27 protein-coding genes are annotated in these 25,038 nt (G+C 37.7%); 18 read left to right on the top strand and 9 right to left on the bottom strand.

What is annotated here, in order from left to right; all coding sequences use genetic code 11:
- The first annotated feature begins 103 nt into the window (after nucleotides 1-103).
- On the top strand, nucleotides 104-778 hold the full coding sequence (locus HJC33_RS02265; protein ID WP_171657160.1) for a head GIN domain-containing protein: 675 nt from the start codon (nucleotides 104-106) through the stop codon (nucleotides 776-778).
- A gap of 66 nt (nucleotides 779-844) precedes the next feature.
- Here the strand turns inward: HJC33_RS02265 and HJC33_RS02260 are convergent, their stop codons facing one another.
- Together HJC33_RS02260 and HJC33_RS02255 are read right to left on the bottom strand one after the other, a co-directional pair.
- Nucleotides 845-1,276 (bottom strand): hypothetical protein, encoded by a 432-nt coding sequence (locus tag HJC33_RS02260; protein ID WP_171657159.1) that lies wholly within the window; start codon nucleotides 1,274-1,276, stop codon nucleotides 845-847.
- A 116-nt stretch (nucleotides 1,277-1,392) separates the two neighbouring features.
- Nucleotides 1,393-1,833 carry a hypothetical protein gene (locus tag HJC33_RS02255; protein WP_171657158.1) on the bottom strand — a complete coding sequence of 147 codons (441 nt, stop codon included), beginning with the start codon at nucleotides 1,831-1,833 and terminating at the stop codon, nucleotides 1,393-1,395.
- A 95-nt stretch (nucleotides 1,834-1,928) separates the two neighbouring features.
- Between HJC33_RS02255 and rsgA the strand changes: the two genes are divergently transcribed.
- The 13 genes from rsgA to HJC33_RS02190 all read left to right on the top strand — a co-directional run bounded on the left by rsgA (nucleotide 1,929) and on the right by HJC33_RS02190 (nucleotide 16,904).
- Entirely contained in the window at nucleotides 1,929-2,867 is a 939-nt protein-coding gene (rsgA, locus tag HJC33_RS02250) for a ribosome small subunit-dependent GTPase A (RefSeq protein WP_171657157.1), read from the top strand.
- Entirely contained in the window at nucleotides 2,867-3,319 is a 453-nt protein-coding gene (gene dtd / locus HJC33_RS02245; RefSeq protein ID WP_171657156.1) for a D-aminoacyl-tRNA deacylase, read from the top strand. The genes rsgA and dtd overlap by 1 nt, the downstream gene beginning before the upstream one ends.
- Nucleotides 3,320-3,399: 80 nt before the next feature.
- Entirely contained in the window at nucleotides 3,400-5,295 is a 1,896-nt protein-coding gene (locus tag HJC33_RS02240; RefSeq protein ID WP_171657155.1) for a DUF3857 domain-containing protein, read from the top strand.
- A gap of 2 nt (nucleotides 5,296-5,297) precedes the next feature.
- On the top strand, nucleotides 5,298-7,310 hold the full coding sequence (locus HJC33_RS02235; protein WP_171657154.1) for a transglutaminase domain-containing protein: 2,013 nt from the start codon (nucleotides 5,298-5,300) through the stop codon (nucleotides 7,308-7,310).
- Nucleotides 7,311-7,325: 15 nt separating this feature from the next.
- Nucleotides 7,326-9,290, top strand: a complete 1,965-nt coding sequence (locus HJC33_RS02230; RefSeq protein WP_171657153.1) for a DUF3857 domain-containing protein — start codon at nucleotides 7,326-7,328, stop codon at nucleotides 9,288-9,290.
- A gap of 66 nt (nucleotides 9,291-9,356) precedes the next feature.
- Nucleotides 9,357-9,683, top strand: coding sequence for a nucleotide pyrophosphohydrolase (locus HJC33_RS02225; RefSeq protein WP_171657152.1), 327 nt, complete (start codon nucleotides 9,357-9,359; stop codon nucleotides 9,681-9,683).
- A 70-nt stretch (nucleotides 9,684-9,753) separates the two neighbouring features.
- Nucleotides 9,754-10,983 (top strand): 3-phosphoshikimate 1-carboxyvinyltransferase, encoded by a 1,230-nt coding sequence (locus HJC33_RS02220; RefSeq protein ID WP_171657151.1) that lies wholly within the window; start codon nucleotides 9,754-9,756, stop codon nucleotides 10,981-10,983.
- 87 nt (nucleotides 10,984-11,070) lie between these two features.
- Nucleotides 11,071-12,120, top strand: coding sequence for a tRNA preQ1(34) S-adenosylmethionine ribosyltransferase-isomerase QueA (gene queA, locus HJC33_RS02215; protein WP_171657150.1), 1,050 nt, complete (start codon nucleotides 11,071-11,073; stop codon nucleotides 12,118-12,120).
- A gap of 76 nt (nucleotides 12,121-12,196) precedes the next feature.
- The gene (rlmN, locus tag HJC33_RS02210; protein WP_171657149.1) at nucleotides 12,197-13,237 is read left to right on the top strand and encodes a dual-specificity RNA methyltransferase RlmN; all 1,041 of its coding nucleotides are present in this window, start codon (nucleotides 12,197-12,199) and stop codon (nucleotides 13,235-13,237) included.
- Nucleotides 13,238-13,368: 131 nt separating this feature from the next.
- On the top strand, nucleotides 13,369-14,343 hold the full coding sequence (locus HJC33_RS02205; protein WP_171657148.1) for a polyprenyl synthetase family protein: 975 nt from the start codon (nucleotides 13,369-13,371) through the stop codon (nucleotides 14,341-14,343).
- 95 nt (nucleotides 14,344-14,438) lie between these two features.
- Complete coding sequence (locus HJC33_RS02200) at nucleotides 14,439-15,008, top strand: RNA polymerase sigma factor (RefSeq protein ID WP_171657147.1); 570 nt, start codon at nucleotides 14,439-14,441, stop codon at nucleotides 15,006-15,008.
- An 11-nt stretch (nucleotides 15,009-15,019) separates the two neighbouring features.
- The gene (locus tag HJC33_RS02195) at nucleotides 15,020-15,745 is read left to right on the top strand and encodes a hypothetical protein (RefSeq protein WP_171657146.1); all 726 of its coding nucleotides are present in this window, start codon (nucleotides 15,020-15,022) and stop codon (nucleotides 15,743-15,745) included.
- 88 nt (nucleotides 15,746-15,833) lie between these two features.
- Entirely contained in the window at nucleotides 15,834-16,904 is a 1,071-nt protein-coding gene (locus HJC33_RS02190; RefSeq protein WP_171657145.1) for a porin family protein, read from the top strand.
- Here HJC33_RS02190 and HJC33_RS02185 read toward each other — a convergent pair.
- Nucleotides 16,899-17,135 (bottom strand): zinc-ribbon domain-containing protein, encoded by a 237-nt coding sequence (locus HJC33_RS02185; RefSeq protein WP_171657144.1) that lies wholly within the window; start codon nucleotides 17,133-17,135, stop codon nucleotides 16,899-16,901. The two genes, HJC33_RS02190 and HJC33_RS02185, sit on opposite strands and share 6 nt — an antisense overlap.
- Before the next feature lie 35 nt (nucleotides 17,136-17,170).
- Nucleotides 17,171-17,521, bottom strand: coding sequence for a 7(1) septoil knot domain-containing protein (locus HJC33_RS02180; protein ID WP_216366632.1), 351 nt, complete (start codon nucleotides 17,519-17,521; stop codon nucleotides 17,171-17,173).
- Nucleotides 17,522-17,666: 145 nt separating this feature from the next.
- Here HJC33_RS02180 and dnaG point away from each other — a divergent pair, with 145 nt between their 5' ends.
- Entirely contained in the window at nucleotides 17,667-19,637 is a 1,971-nt protein-coding gene (gene dnaG / locus HJC33_RS02175; protein WP_171657143.1) for a DNA primase, read from the top strand.
- A 52-nt stretch (nucleotides 19,638-19,689) separates the two neighbouring features.
- On the opposite strand, the gene HJC33_RS02170 is transcribed toward dnaG, so the two are convergent.
- Nucleotides 19,690-20,319 (bottom strand): response regulator, encoded by a 630-nt coding sequence (locus tag HJC33_RS02170; RefSeq protein WP_171657142.1) that lies wholly within the window; start codon nucleotides 20,317-20,319, stop codon nucleotides 19,690-19,692.
- A 148-nt stretch (nucleotides 20,320-20,467) separates the two neighbouring features.
- Complete coding sequence (gene nadE, locus HJC33_RS02165; RefSeq protein ID WP_171657141.1) at nucleotides 20,468-21,256, bottom strand: NAD(+) synthase; 789 nt, start codon at nucleotides 21,254-21,256, stop codon at nucleotides 20,468-20,470.
- Between the two features lie 66 nt (nucleotides 21,257-21,322).
- Between nadE and gldB the strand changes: the two genes are divergently transcribed.
- Nucleotides 21,323-22,312, top strand: coding sequence for a gliding motility lipoprotein GldB (gldB, locus tag HJC33_RS02160; protein WP_171657140.1), 990 nt, complete (start codon nucleotides 21,323-21,325; stop codon nucleotides 22,310-22,312).
- Nucleotides 22,313-22,645 carry a gliding motility protein GldC gene (gene gldC, locus HJC33_RS02155; protein ID WP_171657139.1) on the top strand — a complete coding sequence of 111 codons (333 nt, stop codon included), beginning with the start codon at nucleotides 22,313-22,315 and terminating at the stop codon, nucleotides 22,643-22,645.
- 6 nt (nucleotides 22,646-22,651) lie between these two features.
- On the opposite strand, the gene HJC33_RS02150 is transcribed toward gldC, so the two are convergent.
- Nucleotides 22,652-23,146 (bottom strand): hypothetical protein, encoded by a 495-nt coding sequence (locus HJC33_RS02150; protein ID WP_171657138.1) that lies wholly within the window; start codon nucleotides 23,144-23,146, stop codon nucleotides 22,652-22,654.
- Nucleotides 23,147-23,251: 105 nt separating this feature from the next.
- On the opposite strand from HJC33_RS02150, the gene HJC33_RS02145 reads away from it, so the two are divergent.
- Nucleotides 23,252-23,626: a GTPase gene (locus HJC33_RS02145; RefSeq protein ID WP_171657137.1), complete on the top strand. Its 375-nt coding sequence runs from the start codon at nucleotides 23,252-23,254 to the stop codon at nucleotides 23,624-23,626.
- On the opposite strand, the gene yihA is transcribed toward HJC33_RS02145, so the two are convergent.
- On the bottom strand, nucleotides 23,610-24,224 hold the full coding sequence (gene yihA, locus HJC33_RS02140) for a ribosome biogenesis GTP-binding protein YihA/YsxC (RefSeq protein ID WP_171657136.1): 615 nt from the start codon (nucleotides 24,222-24,224) through the stop codon (nucleotides 23,610-23,612). The two genes, HJC33_RS02145 and yihA, sit on opposite strands and share 17 nt — an antisense overlap.
- A 2-nt stretch (nucleotides 24,225-24,226) precedes the next feature.
- Nucleotides 24,227-24,991: an alpha/beta fold hydrolase gene (locus HJC33_RS02135; RefSeq protein ID WP_171657135.1), complete on the bottom strand. Its 765-nt coding sequence runs from the start codon at nucleotides 24,989-24,991 to the stop codon at nucleotides 24,227-24,229.
- Nucleotides 24,992-25,038: the final 47 nt, after the last annotated feature.

The raw sequence follows: 25,038 nt of genomic DNA, 5'->3' as shown, positions 1-25,038 counted from the left end.
TCTTGGATTCTGGAATTAAATTTCAGGTTTTTGAATGGTTTTTTTATGCCCGACTGTAACATTTTGGTAGAAGTATCCTCTTTATGTGCAAAGGCACACAATTATGAAAAAAATATACACACTAGGCATCCTTTTACTTCCACTTTTCATTTTTTCCCAAAGAATAATTGATACGGAGGTAGGAGATTTTGATAAAATCAAGGTTTTTGATTTGATAGAAGTAAACCTCATTCAATCTGATGAAAATAGAATTATGATCAAGGGTTGGAATGTTGATGATATTCAATGGACCAATAGAAATGGCATATTGAAATTACGGATGCAGCTGGATAAAAAATTTCAAGGGGAGAATACTTTAATTGAAGTTTATTATACCAATTTAAACGTAATAGATGCCAATGAGGGCGCGCAGGTTACCTGTAATGAAATGGTCCAGAAAAGCAAAATTGAGCTACGCGCACAAGAAGGAGCAAAAATCCATATAGGAATGGATGTGGATTATGCGGAATTTCGAGCAGTTACAGGAGGTATCATAGAAGCTTCTGGTTTGGCAAAAAATCAGTCCATTACCCTTAATACCGGTGGAATTTTTGCTGGCCGTGACCTAAGAACCGCCATTACAGATGTTAAGATTTCGGCAGGAGGAGAAGCTGATGTTTTTGCATCCGAACAGGTGGATATTAACCTAAGAGCTGGCGGAGATGTAACCGTTTATGGTAGGCCTAAACACATGAATAAAAGAACCTTTATTGGGGGACGTGTCCATATAGTGGACTAATATATTTGACAAGAAAAAGCCCTTTGACCGAGCAAAGGGCTTTTCAACCTGACACAACTTTACCTGCTACTTTTTAAAAATATAGCGGGTAATAAAAATTCCCTGACCATCACCCTTGCCACCTTCACTTTCAACGGCACTGCTCACAAAAACAAGTTCCCAGCCTTGGGATGACATGTCATTGAGCATGGATGTGATCAAAGCATCGTTGGCAGCAATGTTCTGAAAGCGGATACCACCCAAATTAAAGAAGTTCAATAATTTGGTTTCCTCGAAATTCTTCACTCTGATATCACCTCTTTTGGATTTATTCCTTGTGTTGTCTTCTTCGGTTTGAACGCTTGTATACTCTCTGTAGTCTTTGTCCTCTAGGGCATTTACAATTCTTGACCTACCCAGACCATTAGGAACAATGGACTCAACACTGGTGACCACTTTGTATTCTTGGGCGCTTAGGCCAAAACTTGCAAACAATGCAACTATTAAAATTTTCTTCATGATATTTCTTCTTTTATACCACAAAGACAATCTCAGCCAAGAAAGGGTTGCATAGAAATAAAAAAAAGGACTTTGATAACTCAAAGCCCCCTTTATTATTATAAAATCGTTAGATTTTATTTTTTGAATATGTATCGGGTAATAAAAATTCCTTGTCCATCACCTTTTCCACCTTCACTTTCTACAGCACTGCTTACGAAGACCAATTCCCAACCTTGGGAAGACATGTCGTTAAGCATGGATGTGATTAATGCATCATTGGCAGCAATATTCTGAAAACGGATTCCTCCCAAGTTGAAGAAGTTCAATAATTTGGTTTCTTCAAAATTCTTTACACGGATGTCAGCTCTTTTGGATTTGTTTCTTGTGTTGTCCTCCTCTGTTTGTACGCTTGTGTACTCTCTATAATCTTTGTCTTCCAAAGCATTTATAATTCGAGATCTACCCAAACCATTAGGAACAATGGACTCCACACTGGTTACAACTTTAAACTCTTGGGCATTGGTGGTAAGTGTTGCGGTTAATGCTAATACCGCAATGAAAATAATTTTTTTCATAATTGTTGATGTAATTGAATAATTAATACTATAACAAAGATAGACGCTCAAAAAGCAGGATTATTGTTTCTTTGCAGTGAAAATATGAACAATTAGTGCTAGGGACTGTTTATAAATCCACGGGGAGTTGGTATACCGTTAAATCGGATGAAGGAGACTTTTATGAATGTCGCATAAAAGGTAAATTTCGTATAAAGGGAATTAAAAGCACTAATCCCGTTGCTGTTGGAGATAGGGTTGTATTTGATTTGGAACAGAATGGAGATGAGTCTGTTGGGGTAATCAAGGAAATAGAGGAAAGAAAGAACTATATTATTAGAAAGTCGGTGAAACTTTCCAAGCAGACCCACATCATTGCTGCTAATTTGGATCAGGTATTTTTATTGATCACCCTAAACAATCCAACAACTTTCACAAGTTTTATTGATCGATTTTTGGTCACCGCTGAAGCCTATGATATTCCCGTGGTGCTTTTGTTCAATAAAATGGATATCTATGATGAGGATGAAATGGTGGAGGTCGACTATTTGGTGCATCTTTATAAAGAAATAGGCTACCATTGTATTGAAATTGCTGCCAAAGAAGGAAAAAATGTGGATTTGGTGAAAGAAATAATGGTAGGAAAGACCAGCATGTTTTCTGGGCATTCCGGTGTTGGAAAATCTACCTTGGTGAATGCATTGGAACCAGGTATGGCTCTAAAAACAGCAAAAATTTCTGAACAGCACCTACAGGGACAACATACCACTACATTTGCCGAAATGTACGACCTTTCTTTTGGGGCACAGATCATAGACACGCCCGGTATAAAAGGCTTTGGTATAGTGGATATGGAAAAAGATGAGATAGGAGACTATTTTCCAGAGTTTTTTGAATTAAAATCAGAATGTAAGTTCAACAACTGTTTGCATTTGGATGAACCCAAATGTGCCGTAAAAGAAGCTTTGGAGGAAAATAAGATAGCTTGGAGCAGGTATCGTAGTTATGTGCAAATGGTGACCGGCGATGAAGAAAATACTTATCGGGAAAGATAATGAAAGCAGTTATTCAAAGAGTATCTAGGGCAAGTGTAGCAGTAGAAGGCAAGATAGTATCAGCTATTGATCAAGGACTGTTGATTTTGTTGGGAATTGAAGATGCCGATGGTAAGGAAGATATGGAATGGCTTTCTAAAAAAGTTGTCAATCTTCGCATATTTAATGATGAAACTGGAGTTATGAACCGTTCCGTATTGGATGTGAAGGGGGATATCATTGTGGTAAGTCAGTTTACTTTACATGCGCTCACCAAAAAAGGGAATCGACCTTCTTATATTAAAGCTTCAAAACCAGAAATTGCTATTCCCATTTATGAAGAATTTGTACAAACCCTTGAAGATAGTCTTGGAAAGAAAGTGGGTACAGGAATCTTTGGAGCAGATATGAAGGTTGATTTATTGAATGACGGTCCAGTGACCATTCTAATTGATACCAAAAAAAGGGAATAAGCGCTTTTTGTCGAATTTGTTTTCTTCGTTTGTAAGAATTTGATCATTTTTAGCGTAACCTAACAAACCAACTTCCTTTAATGCGATTTTTTACAGTGCTCTTTTTTTTTCTGAGCTTACATTTTGCTTTTTCTCAGAATTACAGTTACAATACAATCCCTGAAGAACTTCTTAAAAATGCAGATGCTGTAGTAAGATTAGACCAGATGAATGTATTGGTTTCTGCTCAAAACCTTATGGTTGTATCTTCAAAAAGAGTGGTTACAGTTATGAATGAAAAGGGGGATAAATATGTCCATGCATATGCATTCTATGATAAGAAAAATAAAATAAACACCCTAGAGGCTAAGATTTTTGATAAACAAGGAAAGGAAATAAAAAAAATTAAAAAGAAGGGATTTTTCGACCAAAGTGCTGTCAGCGGTGGAACTTTATATTCAGATTCCCGTGTAATGTACATGAGATACACACCAACCGAGTATCCTTATACAGTAGAGTTTGTTAAAGAATACAGTACGCCAAACACAGCTTTTTCACCACCTTGGAATTTTTTTGATGGTTATAGGGTAAGTGTTGAAAAAAGTGAATATTCATTTACTGTTAAATGTGGAATTCCGTTCAGGCACAAAGAGTCTAATTTTGAGTCTTTTCCTATTGAAATGCAATTATCTTCTACAAAGGTCCAATACATAGGGACTCATCTTTTGGCCTTCAAAAATGAACCTCTATCGCCAAGCTTATCTGAATTTGCACCCAATGTTAAAATAGCTTTGGATAAATTTCATTTAGAGGGCATAGATGGTGCTGCAAAAAATTGGGAAGAATTTGGAAGATGGATATATGACAAACTAATAGTTGGTAGGGATCGACTAAATCCTGCAACGGTAGAAGAGGTAGGTGCTTTGGTAAAGGATGTCTCTGACCCTCTTGAAAAGATAAGGAAGGTTTATGAATATGTACAGGATAACACGCGCTATATAAGCGTGCAATTGGGGATTGGAGGGTGGATGCCGATAAGTGCCGATGAAGTGGATCGGGTTAAATATGGTGATTGCAAAGGATTGACAAACTATACTATGGCTTTGTTAAAATCTGTGGGAATACCTTCTTATTATACTGTTCTTTATGCTGGACGACAAAGAAGAGATATGGATGCAGATTTTACATCCATGCAGGGGAACCATGCTTTTTTGAATATTCCGATGGAAAGTGGGGATATATGGTTAGAATGTACCAGTCAGATAACCCCCGTAAACCATTTAGGAACATTTACAGATAATCGCAATGTGTTAAAAATCACACCGGATGGAGGAGAGTTAGTGAGAACCAAAAAGTATTCAGATCAAGAAAATTACCAACAGACTAAAGCAGATTTTTTTGTAGATGTTGATGGAAGTGCCAAGGGTAAGATTGTCATTTTATCCAAAGGCACCCAATACAATCAAAAATTCAGAATGCCTTCCAAGTCTACATTGGAGCAAGAGGAATTTTACAAGAACTACTGGGATTATGTCAATAATTTGTCTATAGGAGAGATTCAGTTCAAAAACGACAAAAGAAAAATAGAGTTTATTGAAGAAATTGAAGTTTCTGTAGAAAATTATTTGTCAATAACAGACGAAAAGTTGTTGTTTTCTCCAAACATTGCCAATAGAAATCTTGCAGTTCCAGATAGAAGTAGGAATAGACAGAGAGATTTGGAAATATCAAGAGGATATTTAGATGAGGATGAATTTATAATTCATCTACCACAAGACTACCAACCGGAAGCGTTGATTCAACCAATTCATATAGAAACAAAGTTTGGCAGTTATGATGTTGTATTGGAGCAACTGGAGCCAGGCATTCTTGTTTACAAAAGAAGTCTATTGGTTAAATCAGGAAGATACCCAAAAGAAGATTATGTTTCCTATAGGGATTTTAAGAGAAAAGTTGCAAAATATGACAATTCACGAATTATTCTAACCAAAATATAAATATGAAAATCAGTGTATTACTTTTTCTGTTCATTAGCATGCAAATGTGGTGCTATTCAAATCAAGTAAAATTTGGCAAGGTTTCTAAAGAGGAGATTGCCCAAACCCAACATCCTTTGGAAAACGATGCTGATGCAGCTATACTATACAAAAAGGAAAGAGTGTTTTATGATTTTAACTATGATAAGGGTTGGTTCATGACCAAAGAGGTTCATTATAGGGTTAAAATCTATAACAAGGAAGGGCTCAACTGGGCCACCATACAGGTTCCTTTGTATATATCAAATGGTGAGGAAGAAAAAATATCTGGGGTTAAGGGCATTACATTTAATTTGGAAAATGAAAAAATTACAGAGGAAAAACTGAAAAAGGATGGAATTTTTATAGAAAGCGTCAATAAATATAGAAACAAGGCATCTATTGCTATGCCAGGAGCTAAAGAAGGAAGCGTGCTTGATATTGAGTATAAGATTACGTCTCCACTTTATTGGCACATGGACGATTTTTGGTTCCAGTATAAAATTCCCGTGAACAATGTTGATATTCGCTTGGACATTCCTCAGTATTTTGTTTTTAAAAAATATAGTAGAGGTTTTTACCCAATTCAGATTAATGAGTATAAGGAGAATAGAAATATAAGCGTGTCATATAGAACAGAAGATCAAAGTGGTCAACTGGGAAGAACATCTCGTAGAAATGGTTCTATAGAGTTTTTTGAAAATGTATATGAAGTAAATGCAACAAATCTTCCATCTTTACAGGAGGAAGCTTTTACCAATAACATAGATAATTATCGAACCGCAATTAAGTTTGAGCTGGCTTCTACGCAGTTTCCCAACAGTGCTTATAAAAATTATAGCTTAACATGGGAGGGGGTTGCTAAGTCTATTTATGATTTTAGTGGTTTTGGCACTGAACTAAAAAAGACCAAGTATTTTGAAGAAGATATAGATAATTTGATTGCTGGAACTTCAGATAAAATGGAAAAAGCCATGTTGATTTTTGACCATGTAAAATCAAAAATGACATGGGATGATTTTTATGGTGTAACCTGTAGTGCGGATGGGGTTAAAAAGGCTTATAAAGAAGGAAGTGGAAACGTTGCAGAAATAAACCTGATGCTTACATCAATGTTCAGACATGCGGGATTAAATGCAAATCCAATACTGGTAAGTACAAGATCTCATGGCATACCTTTATTTCCTACTACGGATGGTTTCAACTACGTAATCTCAGGAATTGAAGTCCAAGACGATGTTATACTTTTTGATGCCACAGAGAAAAATAGCTATCCTGATGTTTTACCTAACAGGGCACTCAATTGGATGGGCAGATTGGTTCGTAAAGATGGCAGTTCTTCCCAAGTAAACCTTATCCCAAGCAAATTATCCAAGGAAATACATCATGTTACGGCAAAAATTAACCCTGACGGTTCCGTAAATGGTAAATCAAGGACGCAGTACTTTGACCAATTTGCACTTATGGTTAGAGATAGGTTGGACAATAAGGATGAAGAATCTTATTTAGATGATATTGAAAGTCAATATGGAGATATGGAAATTATCTCATATGATTTTAAGAATAAAAAGAAATTCTCAAAACCCTTAATAGAGACGTGCGAATTTAATAAGGATGACCAATGCGAAATAATTGGTGAAAAAATTTACTTTGAGCCCATGCTTTTTTTGGCCCAAGAACAAAATCCATTTAAGATGGATAACCGTGAGTATCCTGTAGACTTTACTTTTCCAAGACAGAAAAAATATATGATTGGTGTAACAATTCCAGAAGGATATCAAGTTGAAGTGTTGCCAGAAAGTGCTGTTGTACAAATGCCGGAAGGTATGGGGGGCTTTACATATAAGATTGCCGCTCAAGGCAATCAGATAAGCATAATGGTTTCTTCCATGTTAAAATCTGCAATATTCCCTTCAGAATATTATGGAATGCTAAAAGAATATTATAAGAATTTGGTGTCCAAAGAATCCGAAAAAGTGGTTTTATCCAAAATTTAAAAGAATACCATCCTAATGCAGAAGACTATTTTATTCCCTTTGCTTTTGTTTGGGCTGTTGTTGTCCGCGCAGCAAAAGGTGGAATTCGGGGTGCTGAATCATCAAGAAAAAGAATTTACTGCCTATTCAAAAGATACTACAGCCCATGCTGTATACTTGTATGAAAAGGGAGAAAACTATTTTGAAGTACGAAAGGATTATATATGGTTGATTACTAAATATCATGCCAAAAAGAAAATATTGGATAAACAAGGTTTTGACCATGCACAAATAGAAATTCCGTATTATCATTCTGATAAAAATAGAGAGAGGGTAAATAAAATAAAGGCTGTTACACATAATGGAAACATAAAGACCTATGTGAACAAGGAAAACATTTATAATGTTGATGTAAATGACAGGTGGTCTCAAAAGAAGTTTACCTTTCCTAATGTGCAGGAAGGGTCAATTTTGGAATACACTTATGAAATTCAATCTCCTTTTTTCTACAACCTTACAGGTTGGGAGTTTCAGGAAGATATACCAAAGTTATACTCGGAGTATCATGCTATGATTCCTGGGAACTATCGTTACAACCGTTCTTTAATAGGGGAGTTAAGTTTGGATGTAGATGAAGCTACCGTAAAAAGTAATTGTTTTCACATACCAGGCATCGTTAAAAGTGCAGATTGTGAAGTCTTGACTTATATTATGAAAGATATTCCCGCATTTGAGGAGGATGAAGACTTTATGTTGGCACCAAAGAATTATAGATCTAGACTGCAATTTGAACTTTCAGAGTATATGAGGTTGAATGGGTACTGGGATAAATTCACTAAAACATGGAAAGATGTTGACAAGGAATTTAGAACAGACAAGGATATTGGAGGACAGCTTCGAAAGAAGAATTTTTTTGAGAAGAATGTTTCATTGAATTTGCTCACAGCAGGTGATGATGATTTGTCCAAAGCAAAAAACATATTTCAATTTGTTAAAGGGCATTACACTTGGAACGGGAAATTTGGAATTTTCAGAAACAATAGAGTGAAAGAGGCCTTCGATGAGAAAAAAGGTAACGTTGCGGAAATCAATATTACGCTGATCAACCTTTTAAATGCTGCGGGACTAAAAACAGATTTGATGTTACTTTCCACAAGACAGCATGGACTTCCCAAGCGCAACCATCCAGTAATGTCTGATTTTAACTATGTTGTGGCCAAAACCAATATAGATGGGGTGGATTATCTTTTGGATGCCACGGAAAAAGAAATTCCTTTCGGGATACTACCATATCGCTGTCTTAATTACTATGGTAGGGTGATGGATTTGGACGGGGAAAGTTATTGGTACAAGATAACCCCCGAAAAGCAAAATAGTGTCACTGTTCGTCTTAGTCTTGATTTGAAAAATGAGACTGCCATTGGAAATTTTGATGAAGTTTCAATAGGTTATGATGGGTTGTTCAAAAAAAACGAAATTTCATCTGCCACTGAGGAAGAGTATCTTACAGCGATTGAAAACGAGATTGATGATGATTTTTTAATTGTCTCTTATAAGTTGGATAAAGAATTATCGGACGAAAAAAAAGTGGTGGAGCATTTTGGCTTTAAATTGGAAGATTTTGACTTTGACCAAACTGTTTACCTCAACCCTTTTTTGGTTCGGTTTTTCAAGAGCAATCCATTTAAGGTGGAAAAAAGATACTATCCCATTGATTTTGGTTACCTAAGGAGTTACAGGTACATGGCCAGTATAAAAATTCCTGAAAATTACAAGGTGAAGGAACTACCTAAGCCCATGCACATGGCCTTACCAGAAAAAAGTGGAATGCTAAGGTTTGAGTGTAAGGAGTTGGAGGGACAAGGTGTGATTACTGTTTTTTTTGATTTAAGATTATTGGCAACTCAGTATACCAGTGAGGGATATGGTTATGTTAAGGAATTTTTTGAAAATGTAGTGACGATTCAAAATAAAAATTACTTAGTGTTGGAGAAGATATAGGAATTGAACCAATGGTTCTTAAATTTGTATATAAAACTAGGTTTGACTCCTGAATAATTTATTAAAGTGGATATACAAAATGCCCAAGAAGCAGTTGACCAATGGATTAAAAACCATGGGGTCAGATATTTTAATGAACTTACCAATATGGCCCAGCTTACTGAAGAAGTGGGTGAAGTGGCAAGAATCATAGCCCGAAGGTATGGTGAACAAAGTGAAAAGGAATCGGATAAAAATAAGGACTTGGGAGAGGAACTTGCAGATGTGCTCTTTGTGGTGCTTTGTTTGGCCAATCAGACAGGAATTGATTTGCAAGAGGCCTTTGATAAAAAACTGGATTTAAAGGCAAAACGGGACCACGACCGCCATCAAAATAACAAAAAGCTGCAATAAAGTTGTCCTCTTAAGGGGACATTCGAGGTGTTTTTTCTAGTTTTGAACTTTCAAACAAACAAGGCACCATTTGATACTTCAACTTTCCGCTCCGCAAGAGAAAATTTTACAGAATTCGATTAAAATTACGGGCTCCAAAAGCGAAACGAACCGTTCGTTGTTGCTTCAGGCTCTTTTCCCTAATATTCAAATTCAAAATCTTTCCAATTCAGATGATGGTGAGGTAATGCAAAAAGGATTGGCAAAATTCTCTGGAGAGGTGGATATCCACCACGCTGGAACAGCCATGCGGTTTCTAACAGCCTTTTTTGCCTCCCAAGAAGGGAGGGAAGTTGTTCTAACAGGTTCCCAACGTATGCAAGAACGCCCTATCAAAGTTTTGGTTGATGCCCTGTGTGAACTTGGTGCTGAAATTCAATATGAGAAAAATGAAGGTTACCCACCTATAAAAATTAAGGGTGGTAAATTGACCAAAAGTGAAGTTTCCTTGCCTGCAAACATCAGTAGTCAGTACATTTCTGCCTTACTTTTAATTGCCCCTAGTTTGGTTAATGGAATTGAACTGGAACTTATTGGCAAAATCACCTCTGTTCCATACATTAAAATGACATTGGCACTGTTGGAGCAAATTGGAGTGGAAACTTCATTTGAAGGAAATCAAATTAAGGTGGAACCAAAGGAAAAAGTGCAGGAAACCATGCTGGTAGTGGAGTCTGACTGGAGTTCGGCCAGCTATTTTTATAGTATCGCAGCCCTTTGTGGAGTTGGAACCGAAATACAGTTGTCCTCCTACAAAGCAAATTCATTGCAGGGTGATAGTGTCTTGGCAGAAATTTATAAGGATTTTGGCGTTGAGACCATTTTCCAAGACAACCAGATAACATTGCAAAAAACAAGCGAAAATAAATCCCAATTTTTTGAATACGATTTATCCAATGCACCAGATACTGCCCAGACCATAGCTGTTACATGCATGGGATTGGGAATAGGCTGTCATCTTACAGGACTGCATACGCTTCCAATCAAGGAGACCGATCGTTTGGCTGCACTACAAACCGAGCTTGGTAAATTGGGAGCAGAAGTTGCTATTGATGCAGAGAGTCTCACGTTGCAGTCCGCTCCCGCAATTATTGAGAATGTGGCTGTTGATACCTATAATGACCACAGAATGGCAATGGCATTTGCGCCACTGGCATTAAAAACCGCAATTATCATTAATGATGCTGGGGTGGTTTCCAAGTCTTATCCAGATTTTTGGAACGATCTTAAAACCCTTGGTTTTAAGATTGCCAAAATGTAATTCGCATTTAATCACCAAATTACTTGACATCCCCTATACCGAGGTTGTATATTTGCCCACTTTCAAAAAAATGCAAAAAAAATCTACATGAAACTATCTAACTTCAACTTTGAATTACCAAAAGAGTTATTGGCAGAATATCCTGCAGAAAATCGGGATGAATCCAAACTTATGGTCATTCACAGGGAAACTGGAAAAATTGAACATAAAATGTTCAAAGACCTAATTGATTATTTTGATGAAGGAGATGTGATGGTTTTGAACAATACCAAAGTTTTTCCTGCAAGACTATACGGTAACAAGGAAAAAACCGGAGCAAGGATTGAGGTCTTTTTGTTGAGGGAATTGAACCAAGAGCAACGCCTTTGGGATGTTTTAGTAGACCCAGCCAGAAAAATCAGAATTGGAAACAAACTTTACTTTGGTGATGATGAAAGCTTGGTGGCAGAAGTAATAGACAATACTACATCAAGAGGTAGAACGCTTCGTTTTTTGTATGATGGTTCTTATACGGATTTTAGAAGGAAGCTGCGTGAATTGGGGGAGACTCCATTGCCAAAATATATAAAAAGAGGAGTTGAGCCAGAGGATGAAGAGCGTTACCAGACCATTTATGCCAAGCACGAGGGAGCTGTTGCTGCTCCAACAGCAGGGTTACATTTCTCCAAACACTTGTTGAAGCGCTTGGAAATTAAAGGAATTGACTTTGCTGAAGTAACGCTGCATGTTGGTTTGGGAACTTTTAACCCAGTTGAGGTGGAAGATCTTTCCAAGCACAAAATGGACAGTGAGGAGTTGGTGATAGATGAAAAAGCCACGGAAATTGTGAACAACGCCAAGCAACAAAAAAGAAAAGTGTGTGCAGTGGGTACAACTGTTATGCGAGGTTTGGAAAGTGCCGTCTCTTCCGGGCATACGTTAAATACTTTTGAAGGGTGGACCAATAAATTTATCTTTCCTCCCTATGATTTTAGTATTGCCAATTGTATGGTAACCAATTTTCACTTGCCAAAATCTACTCTTTTGATGATGATTTCGGCATTTGTGGGCCATGATTTGATGAAAAAAGCATATAAACAGGCCATTTTGGAAGGATACAGATTTTATTCCTATGGTGATGCTATGCTGATTCTATAAGAACAAAATTTTAAATGATAATAATCCCGTTGATTCATGAATTGACGGGATTTTTTCTTGATTATCTTTACCTCCAGTGGAAATCAAAAAGAAAGACATACGTGCATTGACCAAAGAACAGCTTCGTAGCTTCTTTGTGAACCAAGGCGATAAAGCCTTTCGTGGTAATCAAGTCTACGAATGGCTTTGGCAAAAGTCTGCCCATAGCTTTGAGGCCATGACCAATATTTCCAAGGAAACCCGAAAAATGCTGGAAGACAACTTTGTCATCAATCACATAAAGGTCGACCAAATGCAGCGCAGCAATGACGGAACCATAAAAAATGCTGTTAGGTTATATGATGATTTGGTGGTAGAATCTGTTTTGATTCCTACCGAAACCAGAACAACGGCTTGCGTGTCCAGTCAAGTGGGATGCAGTTTAGATTGCAGGTTTTGCGCCACAGCACGGATGAAGCGCATGCGAAACCTGAACGCGGATGAAATCTACGATCAGGTGGTGGTCATAGATAATGAGAGCCGATTGTATTATGGTCGGCCCTTGAGCAACATTGTATTTATGGGCATGGGCGAACCCCTGATGAACTACAATAATGTGCTAAAGGCCATAGACAAGATTACCTCCCCAGAAGGATTGGGAATGTCCCCAAAAAGAATTACGGTATCTACCTCTGGGGTCCCAAAAATGATTAAAAAGATGGCAGATGAGGAGGTAAAGTTTGGACTAGCAGTATCATTGCATTCTGCTATTGATGAAGTACGGACTTCTATTATGCCTTTCAATGCCACTTTTCCTCTAAAAGATTTGAGAGAAGCCTTGGAGTATTGGTACAAAAAGACCAAAAATAGAATTACCTACGAATATGTGGTATGGAAAGGCATCAATGATTCCAAGGAGGCAGTAGATGCCTTGGTCAAATTCTGCAGGTTTGCTCCTTCAAAGGTAAATTTGATTGAATACAATCCTATTGATGATGGAGAATTCCAACAGGCCTCGGATGAAGCTGTTGAGTTGTACAAAAGTGTTTTGGAGAAAAATGGGATAACGGTAACTGTACGTCGCTCCAGAGGCAAGGACATTGATGCTGCTTGCGGGCAATTGGCCAATAAAAGTTAATGGTCCAGATTGAATTTGTTCGTTATTTACCGAAGCTTTTCGCCATCAAACTTAAAACTGTGCTCATCGCATTACCAACTCTTCCATTTTCCCTACTTTTAGGCTTTAAATCAAAATAGCTATAACCCGTTTTGAAAATAGTTTCTCAGATTAGGGAGCCCATTGAAAAGGAAATGGAACTTTTTGAAGAGAAGTTCCACAAATCCATGTCTTCCAAAGTGGCCCTTTTCAATAGAATAACCTATTATATTGTCAATAGAAAGGGCAAGCAGATGCGGCCCATGTTCGTGTTTCTCACTGCCAAGCTGCTGAATGTGGAAGTAAACGAAAGAACGTATACTGGTGCGTCCATTATTGAATTGATACATACGGCCAGTTTGGTGCATGATGATGTAGTGGATGACAGCCATAAGCGCAGGGGCTTTTTTTCCATCAATGCGCTATGGAAGAACAAGATTGCGGTATTGGTAGGTGATTTTCTTTTCTCAAAAGGGGTTTTGGTGGCTCTGGAAAACAAGGATTATGACCTTTTGCACATTATTTCCAATGCGGTAAAGGACATGAGCGAGGGCGAACTCCTGCAAATTGAAAAAGCCCGTCTTTTAGATATAACAGAAGATGTGTATTACGATATCATCCGACAAAAAACGGCCACTTTAATTGCTGCCTGTTGCAGTATGGGAGCCTGCTCAGTAAAACCGGACTCCAAAGAAGTGGAAGCTTTCAGAAGGTTTGGCGAACTTTGTGGAATGGCCTTTCAGATTAAGGACGACCTTTTTGATTATGGAGCCGAGAAAATTGGTAAACCTACAGGAATTGATATCAAAGAGCAGAAAATGACGTTGCCATTGATCTATGCGCTAAATCAAAGTGACAAAGAGAAAAAACGCTGGTTGATCAATTCCATCAAAAACCACAATAAGAATAAGAAAAGGGTCAAGGAGGTTATCGCTTACGTAAAAGAAAAAGGGGGACTGGAATACGCCGTGACCAAAATGCTCGAATTTAAGGACGAGGCACTGGCCATTTTAGATGATTACCCAAATTCTGCATACAAAAACTCACTTATCCTGATGGTCAACTATGTGGTTGATCGGAAAAAGTAGACAGTTTTTTGGTAAATTTTCTTCATAAAAATGTTTCTAGGCAACGTTTCTCTCTCTGGAAGCGTCTATACTAATAGAAACATACCAAAGCACTTTTGAAAATTATACCGGTATACTATAACGAAAATGATTTGATCAAGAAGTCTGTTAGAGGCAATCAACAGGCGCAGAAAATGTTGTACGATAGGTTTTCGCCCAAGATGTTGAGCATTTGCAGACAGTATATCAGGGACGTTCAATTTGCAGAAGATGTTATGGTGAGTGCATTTGTCAAGGCTTTCAATAAATTGAATTCATTCAATCATAAAGGAAGTTTTGAGGGATGGTTAAGAACGATCATGGTACGGGAATGCATTTCATTTTTACGGAAAAAACAATTTGTGGTCTATGATGATGAGGTGTATGAATCTCAGCACAAGGAACAAAATGACCGGGAAAGTTTGTTGGATATGGAATATGCCCAATACTTGATAGATTCACTTCCTGAAGGATATAAAATGGTGTTTTTGCTCTATGCCATTGAAGGGTACAAGCACCATGAAATAGCCGACATGTTGAAAATATCAGAAGGTACATCAAAATCCCAGTTGTTCAAGGCCCGTAAAATGCTTAAGGAAAACCTAGAACTTAAAGGTATGTCTCCCAGGGTAAAATCAAGGGATTAAAATGTAGTAGTATGGAAAAGTTGGAAAAGCACATCAAAGAAAATTTGGAGAAAAGAGAGATCAAGCCTTCTGCTGACTCATGGGAAAAAGTGGCCGCTCAGCTAAATGTCAAAGACAACAACCCAAGAAAGAATAGGTATTTGTATGCGGTGGCTGCAGTTTTTGTTGGAGTGGTATTGGTTTCAGCCTTGTTTTTTAAAGAGGATAATCCTACAGAGGAAACTATTGAAGTTGTAAAAACCGAAGAACAACTGGAACAAACAGATACATTGAAAAAAGAGATTAAAAATGCTGAAATAAAGCTTTCTGAAAAAAATGCCGTAGCACAATCAAAAGAAGAATCGGATAAGAAAATAATTGAAGATGTAGGACTGGATGACAGTTTTGAAGACGTGCAAGTGGTCCAAGTTGAAACTGACCAAGACCACAATGAGCTTTTGCTTGAGGAATCAGATGACTTGATTGCCCAAAAAGTACAAGAGGTGGTGGCACAAGTACAGCTTTTGGAAAGCATAAACCCAGAAGTAAGTGATGCTGAGGTGGATTCTTTGCTTCGGGCTGCAGAACAACAGATTCTTTCAGAAAGGGTATTTGTCCAAAGTGGAAGTGTGGACGCCATGGCGTTGTTGACCGAAGTAGAGGATGAACTGGACGGGTCTTTTAGGAATCAGATTTTTGATGCGCTTAAAGAAGGCTACTTCAAACTGCGCACTGCGGTGGCTGACAGGAACAATTAAATTATTCATCAATCAAGAAACCCTTTTTAGCTTCTCCTCACCTTAATAGGTGAAGGAGAGGTTGGGAAGGTATAAAATCAAAACAATCATGAAAATAATTACAGTTTATCTTGCGGTATTAGTGGTTTTGCTTGTTTGTCAAAACAGTAATGCCCAAGAAGATTATGAAGGTCGGATAGCGGCGCTCCGCGTTCAAAAAGAAAGAATCATTGAACAGGAAAAAGAAGCTCTAAAACAAGAAATCAAAGATATCAATGAACGTTTACGAAAAGGTAACCTTTCTGCGAATGAAGCTCAGTTGTTGAAAGAGGAAGTGGCCAGAAAAAGGGCTTTGAACATTGAAAATAGGGTGGCCATTATAGATAATCAAATTGCCCTTTTGGAGAGAAATGAAGGCAATACCCTTTCACTTTCGGAAATGGACACTATTCCTGATGACCGAGTACGATTTGGAATTGATATAGATGGTAAACGAGCTTTTTCTTTCAATACAAGACGTTGGGATAGACCTATTGTTTATGATAGAAGGACGTATTCGGATATTGTTTTTGCAATAGGATTGAACAATGCCCTAATTGAAGGGCAGTCTTTAAGTGATTCTCCTTACAAAATAGGTGGAAGTAGATTTTTTGAAATGGGCTGGCAATGGAGAACCCGCGTTTTTAGAAATTCCAACTGGTTGCGTTTTCATTATGGCTTCTCATTTCAATTTAATGGGTTAAAACCGGAAAATAACCAATACTTCGTCCAAAATGGTAATCAGACCCAACTGGAGGAGTTTGAATTTGAACTGGATAAATCAAAATTGCGTATGGATAACTTAGTGTTTCCGATTTATTTTGAGTTTGGACCATCGCGCTATTGGGAAAATGAGAGAAGCATTCGGTATTCCATACGCAATCAATTTAGGTTAGGAATTGGAGGCTATGGGGGAGTCAATTTAGGTGCTAGACAGAAGTTGAAGTATTCGCGCAATGGTGAAAACATAAAGGATAAGCTCAAAAGAGATTATAATACTAGTGAACTTATTTATGGGTTAAGTGCCTATATGGGTTTTGACGAGATAGCGTTGTACATAAAATATGACCTTAATCCCATCTTTAAAGATGCAGCAATAGAACAAAACAATATTTCCGTGGGTCTTCGGTTCGATTTATAACGCGCGCTCCATTTCTGGGGTAAATTCCTCTTTATAATAAACCCGTTTGCAGTAAGAACATTCCGCATAGCTCACATTTTTAAGGGTGAAAACAGGAATCCAGAACACATGGGCATAATTGGGCTGGGAAACTGCTGTCATGGTATCTTTTTGATGACAATGTGGGCATGTTGCTCCAAGCAGTTTCTTGGTTTCCTTTTTACCGGGCCTTGTTCCAAAGAATAGAATCATAAAAATCAACTATAGTATAAAAATACTGGTTTGCATCATTTTTTCAGTAGAGTTTCCAATATATGTTTTTTTGAGGTGTCTCTCCAGCCTGCCATGTATTCTCGGTCTACAAAATATACTTTTAGGTCAGCTTGGTAGTCTCGATTCACAAAAAATACTTTAACTTCTGCCCTATATTCCTTATCAGTAAAATACCAAAGTCCAGTATTCCCATCCGCTCTATAATTTCTATTGACCATATACACCAAAAGATCAGCTTGGTAATCTCGATCTACCTTAAAGATTTTGATGTCAGCCCTGTACTCTGCATCAACAGGGAATATTTGTTGCGACATTATGGATTGCATAAACGCCAGTAGAATAAAAGTGAGGAGTAATTTTTTCATGATGTTTGAATTTACAACTGGCGAGGGTTTGTTGTTATTTTTCTTTTGAATTACAATAAAGATGCCAAATCTTAATGGTACTTATATTCGTTTCTTGACAAAATTTTGTTTTTATTTACCTTTAAAGGCTTAATGTTTTCTTGCATTGATTTCAAAAACTACCATAGACCAAGTATATGAAACCGCTCGTGTAGAGGAGGTTATTGGTGATTTTGTCCAGTTAAAAAAGTCGGGTTCCAATTTTAAAGGATTAAGCCCATTCAGTGATGAGCGTACCCCTAGCTTTATGGTATCTCCTGTAAAACAAATTTGGAAAGATTTTAGCAGCGGAAAAGGAGGTAATATTGTGGCTTTTTTGATGGAACATGAGCATTTTACATATCCCGAAGCCATAAGATATCTGGCAAAAAAATATAACATAGAAATAGAAGAAACCGAGCAGACCGATGAAGAGAAGGAGCAGGCCAATGAGCGGGAAAGTATGTATTTGGTTTCAGAGTATGCGCAAAAACATTTCTCAAATACGCTTTGGGAAACGGAACCGGGAAAAGCCATTGGTCTCACCTATTTTAAGGAACGTGGTTTTACCGATGATACCATTAAAAAGTTTGGACTCGGATATAGTTTAGATGAATGGGAAGCTTTTACCAAAGCTGCTCTGGACAATGGATATCAACTTGAGTTTCTGGAAAAAACGGGATTGACCATAGTAAAAGAACAAGCTGGAGGCGAGACCAGAAAGTTTGACCGATTTAAGGGACGTGTCATGTTCCCTATCCAATCTATGAGTGGACGTTTACTGGGTTTCGGAGGACGGATATTGACCAATGATAAAAAGGCGGCCAAATATCTAAATTCTCCAGAAAGTGACATTTACCACAAGAGCAAAGTGCTCTATGGAATCTATTTTGCCAAGCAGTCCATTGCCAAAGAAGATAACTGTTATCTGGTGGAAGGCTATACCGATGTCATCCAGATGTATCAGCGGGGAGTGGAAAATGTGGTTTCTTCTAGTGGTACGGCCCTAACACCAGAACAAATACGATTGATCAATAGGCTCACCAAAAACATTACCGTACTTTTTGATGGAGATGCAGCTGGTTTGCGGGCATCGCTTCGCGGAATCGACTTGATTCTGGAGCAAGGCATGAATGTCAAGGTTTGCACCTTTCCAGAAGGTGAGGATCCAGACAGTTTTGCCAAAAGCAACACCTATGAAGATCTGGTGCTTTATTTAGAGGAAAATGCAAAGGATTTCATTCAATTTAAAACTTCATTATTGGCTGAAGAGGCAGCCAATGACCCCATAAAACGGGCCGATACTATTCGGGATATAGTCAACAGCATCAGTAAAATTCCGGATCGGATCAAAAAGGAAGTGTACATTCAGGAATGTGCCAAGATCATGCAGATTTCAGAAGAGGTACTTTACAATACCTTAGCTCAAATCGATAAAAAACTGCTTACTGAAACTCAAAAAAAGCAAAAGCAAGAGCAGAAAGCTTTTGAAGTAGTAAAAAATGTACCGGTAGAGAAAATAGATGTTCAATATGTACTGGAAAGGAAAATCATTGAAATGTTGTTGTTATATGGTGACCAGAAACAAGAATTTGAAGATTTGGTCTTAAAAGAGAATGAAGAAGGGGAGTTGGTGCTGGAACCTGAAGTTGTAGAAGCCAAGGTTTATGAAAAAATATTTTTGGATCTACAAGAAGATGAGATTGAGCTTTCCAATGAGCAGTTTAGGACTATTTACTATAAACTTATTGAAGATTTAAATGAAAATGAGGAGTTTACGGTAAATACTTTTTTATCGGGTTTAGATCAAGAAATGGTGCCTGAAGTATCTTCCATTTTAATGGAAGATGAACAATACGAACTCCATGATTGGGAGCGAAAAGATATTTATCCAAAAGAAAAAGAGATTACCATAGCCCAATTGGTAGGCGAGACTATCTTGACGCTTCGTTGCAATTTGATTAAAAATCGAATTAAAAAATTACAAGAGGGAACCCAGGACAACAATGGGGACAACTCTGAAGTTCTTGAGGAAATTGTCAATTATCTTCAATTGAATAAACTGTTGAACGCCAAATTGAACAGGGTACTTTCCTAAAATAAAAAATCCCGGGAAACAGCCCAGGACTTTTTATAATGTGTAAGATATCTTAGTACAGTTCTAAAGCTTTTGCCTGTTGCAAAAGGTCTACCAAATTGTCAACGTTCAATTTTTTCATCAAACGAGCTTTGTAGGTGCTGACGGTTTTCTCATTAAGGTTTAGGCCTTCGGCAACCTCTTTATTTCTTTTTCCGCTGGCCAGAAGTTTCAATACTTCCACCTCTCGTGAGGAAAGCTTTCTAAAGAACCTTCTAGGTTTTTGAGTGCCTTCATCAAAGGCAAGTCGCTGAGCAAGTTCATTGGTGATGAACATGTTGCCTTCGCTAACCTTTTTTACAGCATTGACTACATAATCCAAATCGGCACTTTTGGACAAATATCCATATGCACCTGCACGTATTGTACTTAATGCATAGACATCTTCAGATTGTCCACTGTACATCAATGTTTTAACATTAGGGAATTCTTGTTTCAATTTTCTCAAAGTGGCTATCCCATTGATTTCTGGAATGTCCATTTCAAGAATTACCACGTCTGGTGAAACTTTTTCCAGAGCCTCAAATAGTTCAGAAGTAGTTGAGACATCTGCAATGATTTCAAGATTCGAACTGGATTCGAGCACATTTTTGATGCCAAGGCGAACTATGGGATGGTTGTCGGCTATTAATACTTTAATCATTAGGATTGAGTTTTGTTTAGTACTTAATTACTTACACAAGTAGCTGGCAAGATAACAAATTGATGACGTAAAACTCGATTTTTTTTCTTAAAACCACAGTTTTTTTGGGGTTTTTTTCGTTTTACACTGGGGTTTTTCGGTCAAAAGGTCATTTTAGGTGTGCGGGAATATCACAAATTGGTATAGGAATCATCTTATGCTTGTTGGCAGTATTAAACTTTTTATAGATATCAAAAACCTCTTTTTCCCTTCTTGAAAAGTCATCTGATGTCTTTCCTAGATTATCCATTTCCATGGCCCATTCCAATTCTGGATAGGATGCTCCTATTTGATCTTCATCTGTACGGCTATCTCCCCAAAGTCCATCTGTTGGAGCAGCATCCATAATATCTTGGTTCACTCCCAAAGCAGCACCAATTTCGTAAACCTCGGTTTTTAGCAAATCTGCAATGGGACTTAAATCAACGCCACCATCACCATATTTAGTATAAAAACCGATCCCGAAATCTTCAACTTTATTTCCAGTGCCAGCTACCAAATAGCCTTTAAGGGCAGCAAAGTAATAAAGTGTGGTCATCCGCAATCTGGCTCGGGTATTGGCAAGGGACATAAATCTATCCTCTTCATTGTCAACTTTTGGGAATGAAGCTACCAAGCTATCAAAAACAGATGTAAGGTTTACAGGTTGCCGGTTTACATTGGGAAAATTATCCATTAACCAATTAATATGCTTATCGGCGCGTGTTACCTGATTGTCTCCTTGGTGAATGGGCATTTCAACACATAATAAATCAAGACCAGTTTTGGCACAAAGGGTAGAGGTGACAGCAGAATCTATTCCACCAGAAACTCCAATTACAAAACCCTTGCATTTTGCATTGGTAGCATAATCTTTTAACCACTCAACAATATGTACTATTACCTTTTCTGTTTGCATACGTATCTTTTTAGATTCAATAAATTACCTTTGTGGTTTGTAAATTTAAATGCTGTTGCCTAAAAAATGAAGAGGTTGATAAAATACTTTCCTGTTCAAGTACTGGCTTTCCTAACTTTTTTGATGATGTTCATACACTCTGGATGCAAAAAGAGTGATAAAACAGCTGAACAAATCTCGAAAATACCTATTGATATGACCGTGGCTCGGTTTGATCGTGAATTCGCTGAGGCTGAACCTTACGATATCCCGAAATTAAAATCGGAATACCCTTATTTGTTTCCCGAGCAATTTGCAGATAGTATTTGGATAGCCAAGCTTACTGATACCATCCAATTGGAACTTTCAGAGGAGGTTGATAAGACTTTTGGGGATTTTGGTGAAGAATCGGAAGAGTTGAAATCCCTTTTTCAACATATCAAATATTATTTTCCAGGGATTACTGTGCCCAAAGTGGTTACCCTTACATCAGATGTCAGATATCAAGATAGGGTAATCCTTACCGATTCTTTGTTGCTATTGGGATTGGATAATTATTTAGGGAAAAATCATCATTTTTATCAAAGTATCCAGAGGTATATCGCGTTGGGATTAGATGAAAAGTATTTGACCTCAGATGTGGCCAGTGCATTTGCCAAGAAAGTACTTCGATATCCGAGGAACCGTACATTTTTGTCCCGAATGGTATTTTATGGCAAGGAACTTTACCTGAAGGATAAATTGCTTCCCAACATTTCCGATGCACAAAAAATTGGATATTCAGAAGGACAAATGGATTGGGCGATTGCCAGCGAGGAGCAGATATGGAGGTATTTTGTAGAACGGGAGCTTTTGTACAGTACAGATGCTCAACTCGATAGAAGATTTTTGGATCCCGCTCCTTTTTCCAAGTTTCAATTGGAGCTGGACAATGAATCTCCTGGAAGGCTGGGGAGGTATATGGGGTGGCAGATTGTAAGGGCATTTATGGAAAAGAACAAAGTTTCGTTGCATGAACTGTTAGATGTACCTGCTGATGAAATACTTAAAAAATCAAATTATAAACCAAAAAAATAGATGGCTGTAGCACATACTTCAGAGATAAAGTTAACAGTTGGACTTGATGAAAACAGAGTGCCCGAAGAATTGACATGGACGGCGCAGGATGGCGGAATTGAAAGTGAGGAGGCCAAGGCGATGATGCTATCAGTTTGGGATAGTAAGCATAAAGAATCTTTGAAAATTGACCTTTGGACCAAGGATATGCCCGTTGATGAAATGAAAATTTTCTTTCATCAGACTTTAGTGACGATGTCCGATACTTTTATGAAAGCCACTCAGGACGAAAAAATGACCGCTACCATGAAGGATTTCTGCGATTACTTCGCTGAAAAGCTGGAACTAAAATAGTTCTAACTATTCCAAAGGTTGGTTTAACCTATTGAATTGAGCTTTTTCTGCTCCTTGAAGATTCAAATTTCGTTCAATTCTATCCTTGGTGGGATATTGTAGTGCCAAATAGAGTATCAAAACAGATGCAATCAATAAATAGGCAAGGTTTTGGGTGCTATAAAATGCCACTGCCCCAAAAATTGCTGGGCCTTCCAATAATCCATACCTTATGATTGATGCAGACTGATAATGGAACAATTTTCGCCGTAGACTTTCCCTGCTCGGAATTTTTTTAACGAACTGCCTGAATATGAAATCACTCAAAAAGAGTCCTCCAATTGCTAAAACGGGCACCACCATTAAAAAAATATCTTCGGTATCATTAAAACTTAAACGAGTTTCCTCAACCAGAAAGTAAAATATACTTCCAATGATAATTGGACTTGATAAAAGTACCATGTGCAACATAGATAGTGTTTTGATAAATGCAGAAGGCGTGGTCTTTTTTGATTGTTCCATAAAATTTGATTAATGTACGCTGTATAAAGAAAAAGAAAAATTCGACAAATTGAATATTTAATTCAGCAAAGAAGTTCGTTCTTGCTTAAAATTTAAATGAAAGGAATGCGTACGGAGCCCATACAAAAACTAGTATTTGTTTACAATGCCGATTCTGGTACCCGAAATGCCATTCTGGACAGTGTGCACAAGATATTTAGTCCAAATACGTATCAATGCAATTTATGTGATATTACATACGGTCTGGTTTCAGAAAATAGAAAGTGGAAAAAGTTCAGAAAGGAAAGCAACCTTGCAATGGTATTTTTGCATAAGGATGAATTTCAAAAAGAATATGCCAGCAAGTTTGGTCATAAATTTACCTTTCCTATTGTCCTTTCAGAAAATATGTATGGGTTGGAGGTTTTGATTACAGCAGAAGAATTAAATTCAATGCAAACAACGAAGGAATTGATTAAGTTAATTAAGACGAGGATTTAAAAACTTCTTGGTTAATGCCATCAATATAATTTAAAAGCTCTTCACGACCTGTTCTATTTGAGGATGAAGTGACAAAATGGAGAGGGGCTTCTTCCCAAGCGTCATCCATTAATTTTTGAAGATAGTTTTGGGTATTTTTCTTAATAGCTTCTGGTTTTAGCTTATCAGATTTAGTGAAGATAATCGCAAAAGGAATTTGGTTCATGCCCAACCATTCCATAAACTCAAGATCAATGGGTTGGGGATCGTGGCGGATATCAACCAATACAAAACCGCAGACCAATTGTTTGCGTTTTTGAAAATACTCCTTGATGTATTTTTGAAAAGTTCTTTTTTCTTTTTTGGAAACCCTCGCATAACCATATCCGGGCAAATCCACCAAAAACCAGTTGTTATTAATTTTAAAGTGATTGATCAACTGTGTTTTTCCTGGTCGCCCCGAAGTTTTGGCCAAACCTTTGCGATCCACTAACATATTGATCAAAGAAGACTTTCCAACATTGGAACGTCCAATAAAAGCATATTCGGGCAGTGGCTCTTTTGGGCATTGGGCCACATTGGAATTGCTCATTACAAATTCCGCCGAAGTAATTTTCATAATTAGAAATTACGTTGCGCCAACCAAGCTTCCAAAATAACATTGAATTCCTCTGGGTGCTCCATCATTGGTGCATGCCCACATTTTGGAATCCAGAACAGATCAGCATCGGGCAACAATTCATGAAATTCTTTAGCAACATTGGGTGGGGTTACCGTATCATTTTCACCCCAGATTATGCATGTTGGAGTATTCATGTGGGGTAGGTCCTTGGACATATTATGTCTGATGGCGCTTTTGGCAATGGCGAGGGTCTTTACCAGTTTCATCCGGTCATTTACTGTGGCAAAAACCTCATCCACAATCTCTTTGGTGGCCACTTCAGGATCGTAGAATACATCTTGGGCTTTCTTTTTGATGAATTCATAGTCGCCTCGCTTAGGGTAGCCGTCTCCCATTGCACTTTCATAGAGCCCAGAACTTCCTGTTATGACCAAAGCTTTTACCTTTTCAGGATACATTTTGGTGTGTAGAAGGCCAATATGTCCGCCAAGCGAATTCCCTAAAAGAATGACATTTTCAAGTTCCTTGAATTCGATAAACTCTTCCAAGAATTTGGCAAAGTTTTTTACGGTGGTCTTGAGCATGGGCATATCATAAATTGGCAACTCTGGAATCAATACTCTATAGCCCTTGGATGGAAAGTATTCGGAAACTCCTTGGAAGTTGCTCAATCCTCCCATGAGACCATGTAAGATAATCATAGGTGTGCCTTCTCCTACCTCAATATAGCGGTATTTGCCTTCCTCAATAATATGCTCTTCCATCTAACAGTTAGTTGGTCTTGAGAGCGCAAATATAGGCAATTCAAATC

The sequence above is a fragment of the Flagellimonas amphidinii genome (genome assembly GCF_013090115.1).
GTDB lineage: Bacteria > Bacteroidota > Bacteroidia > Flavobacteriales > Flavobacteriaceae > Flagellimonas > Flagellimonas amphidinii.
This window is presented reverse-complemented; position numbering and strand designations above follow the sequence as displayed.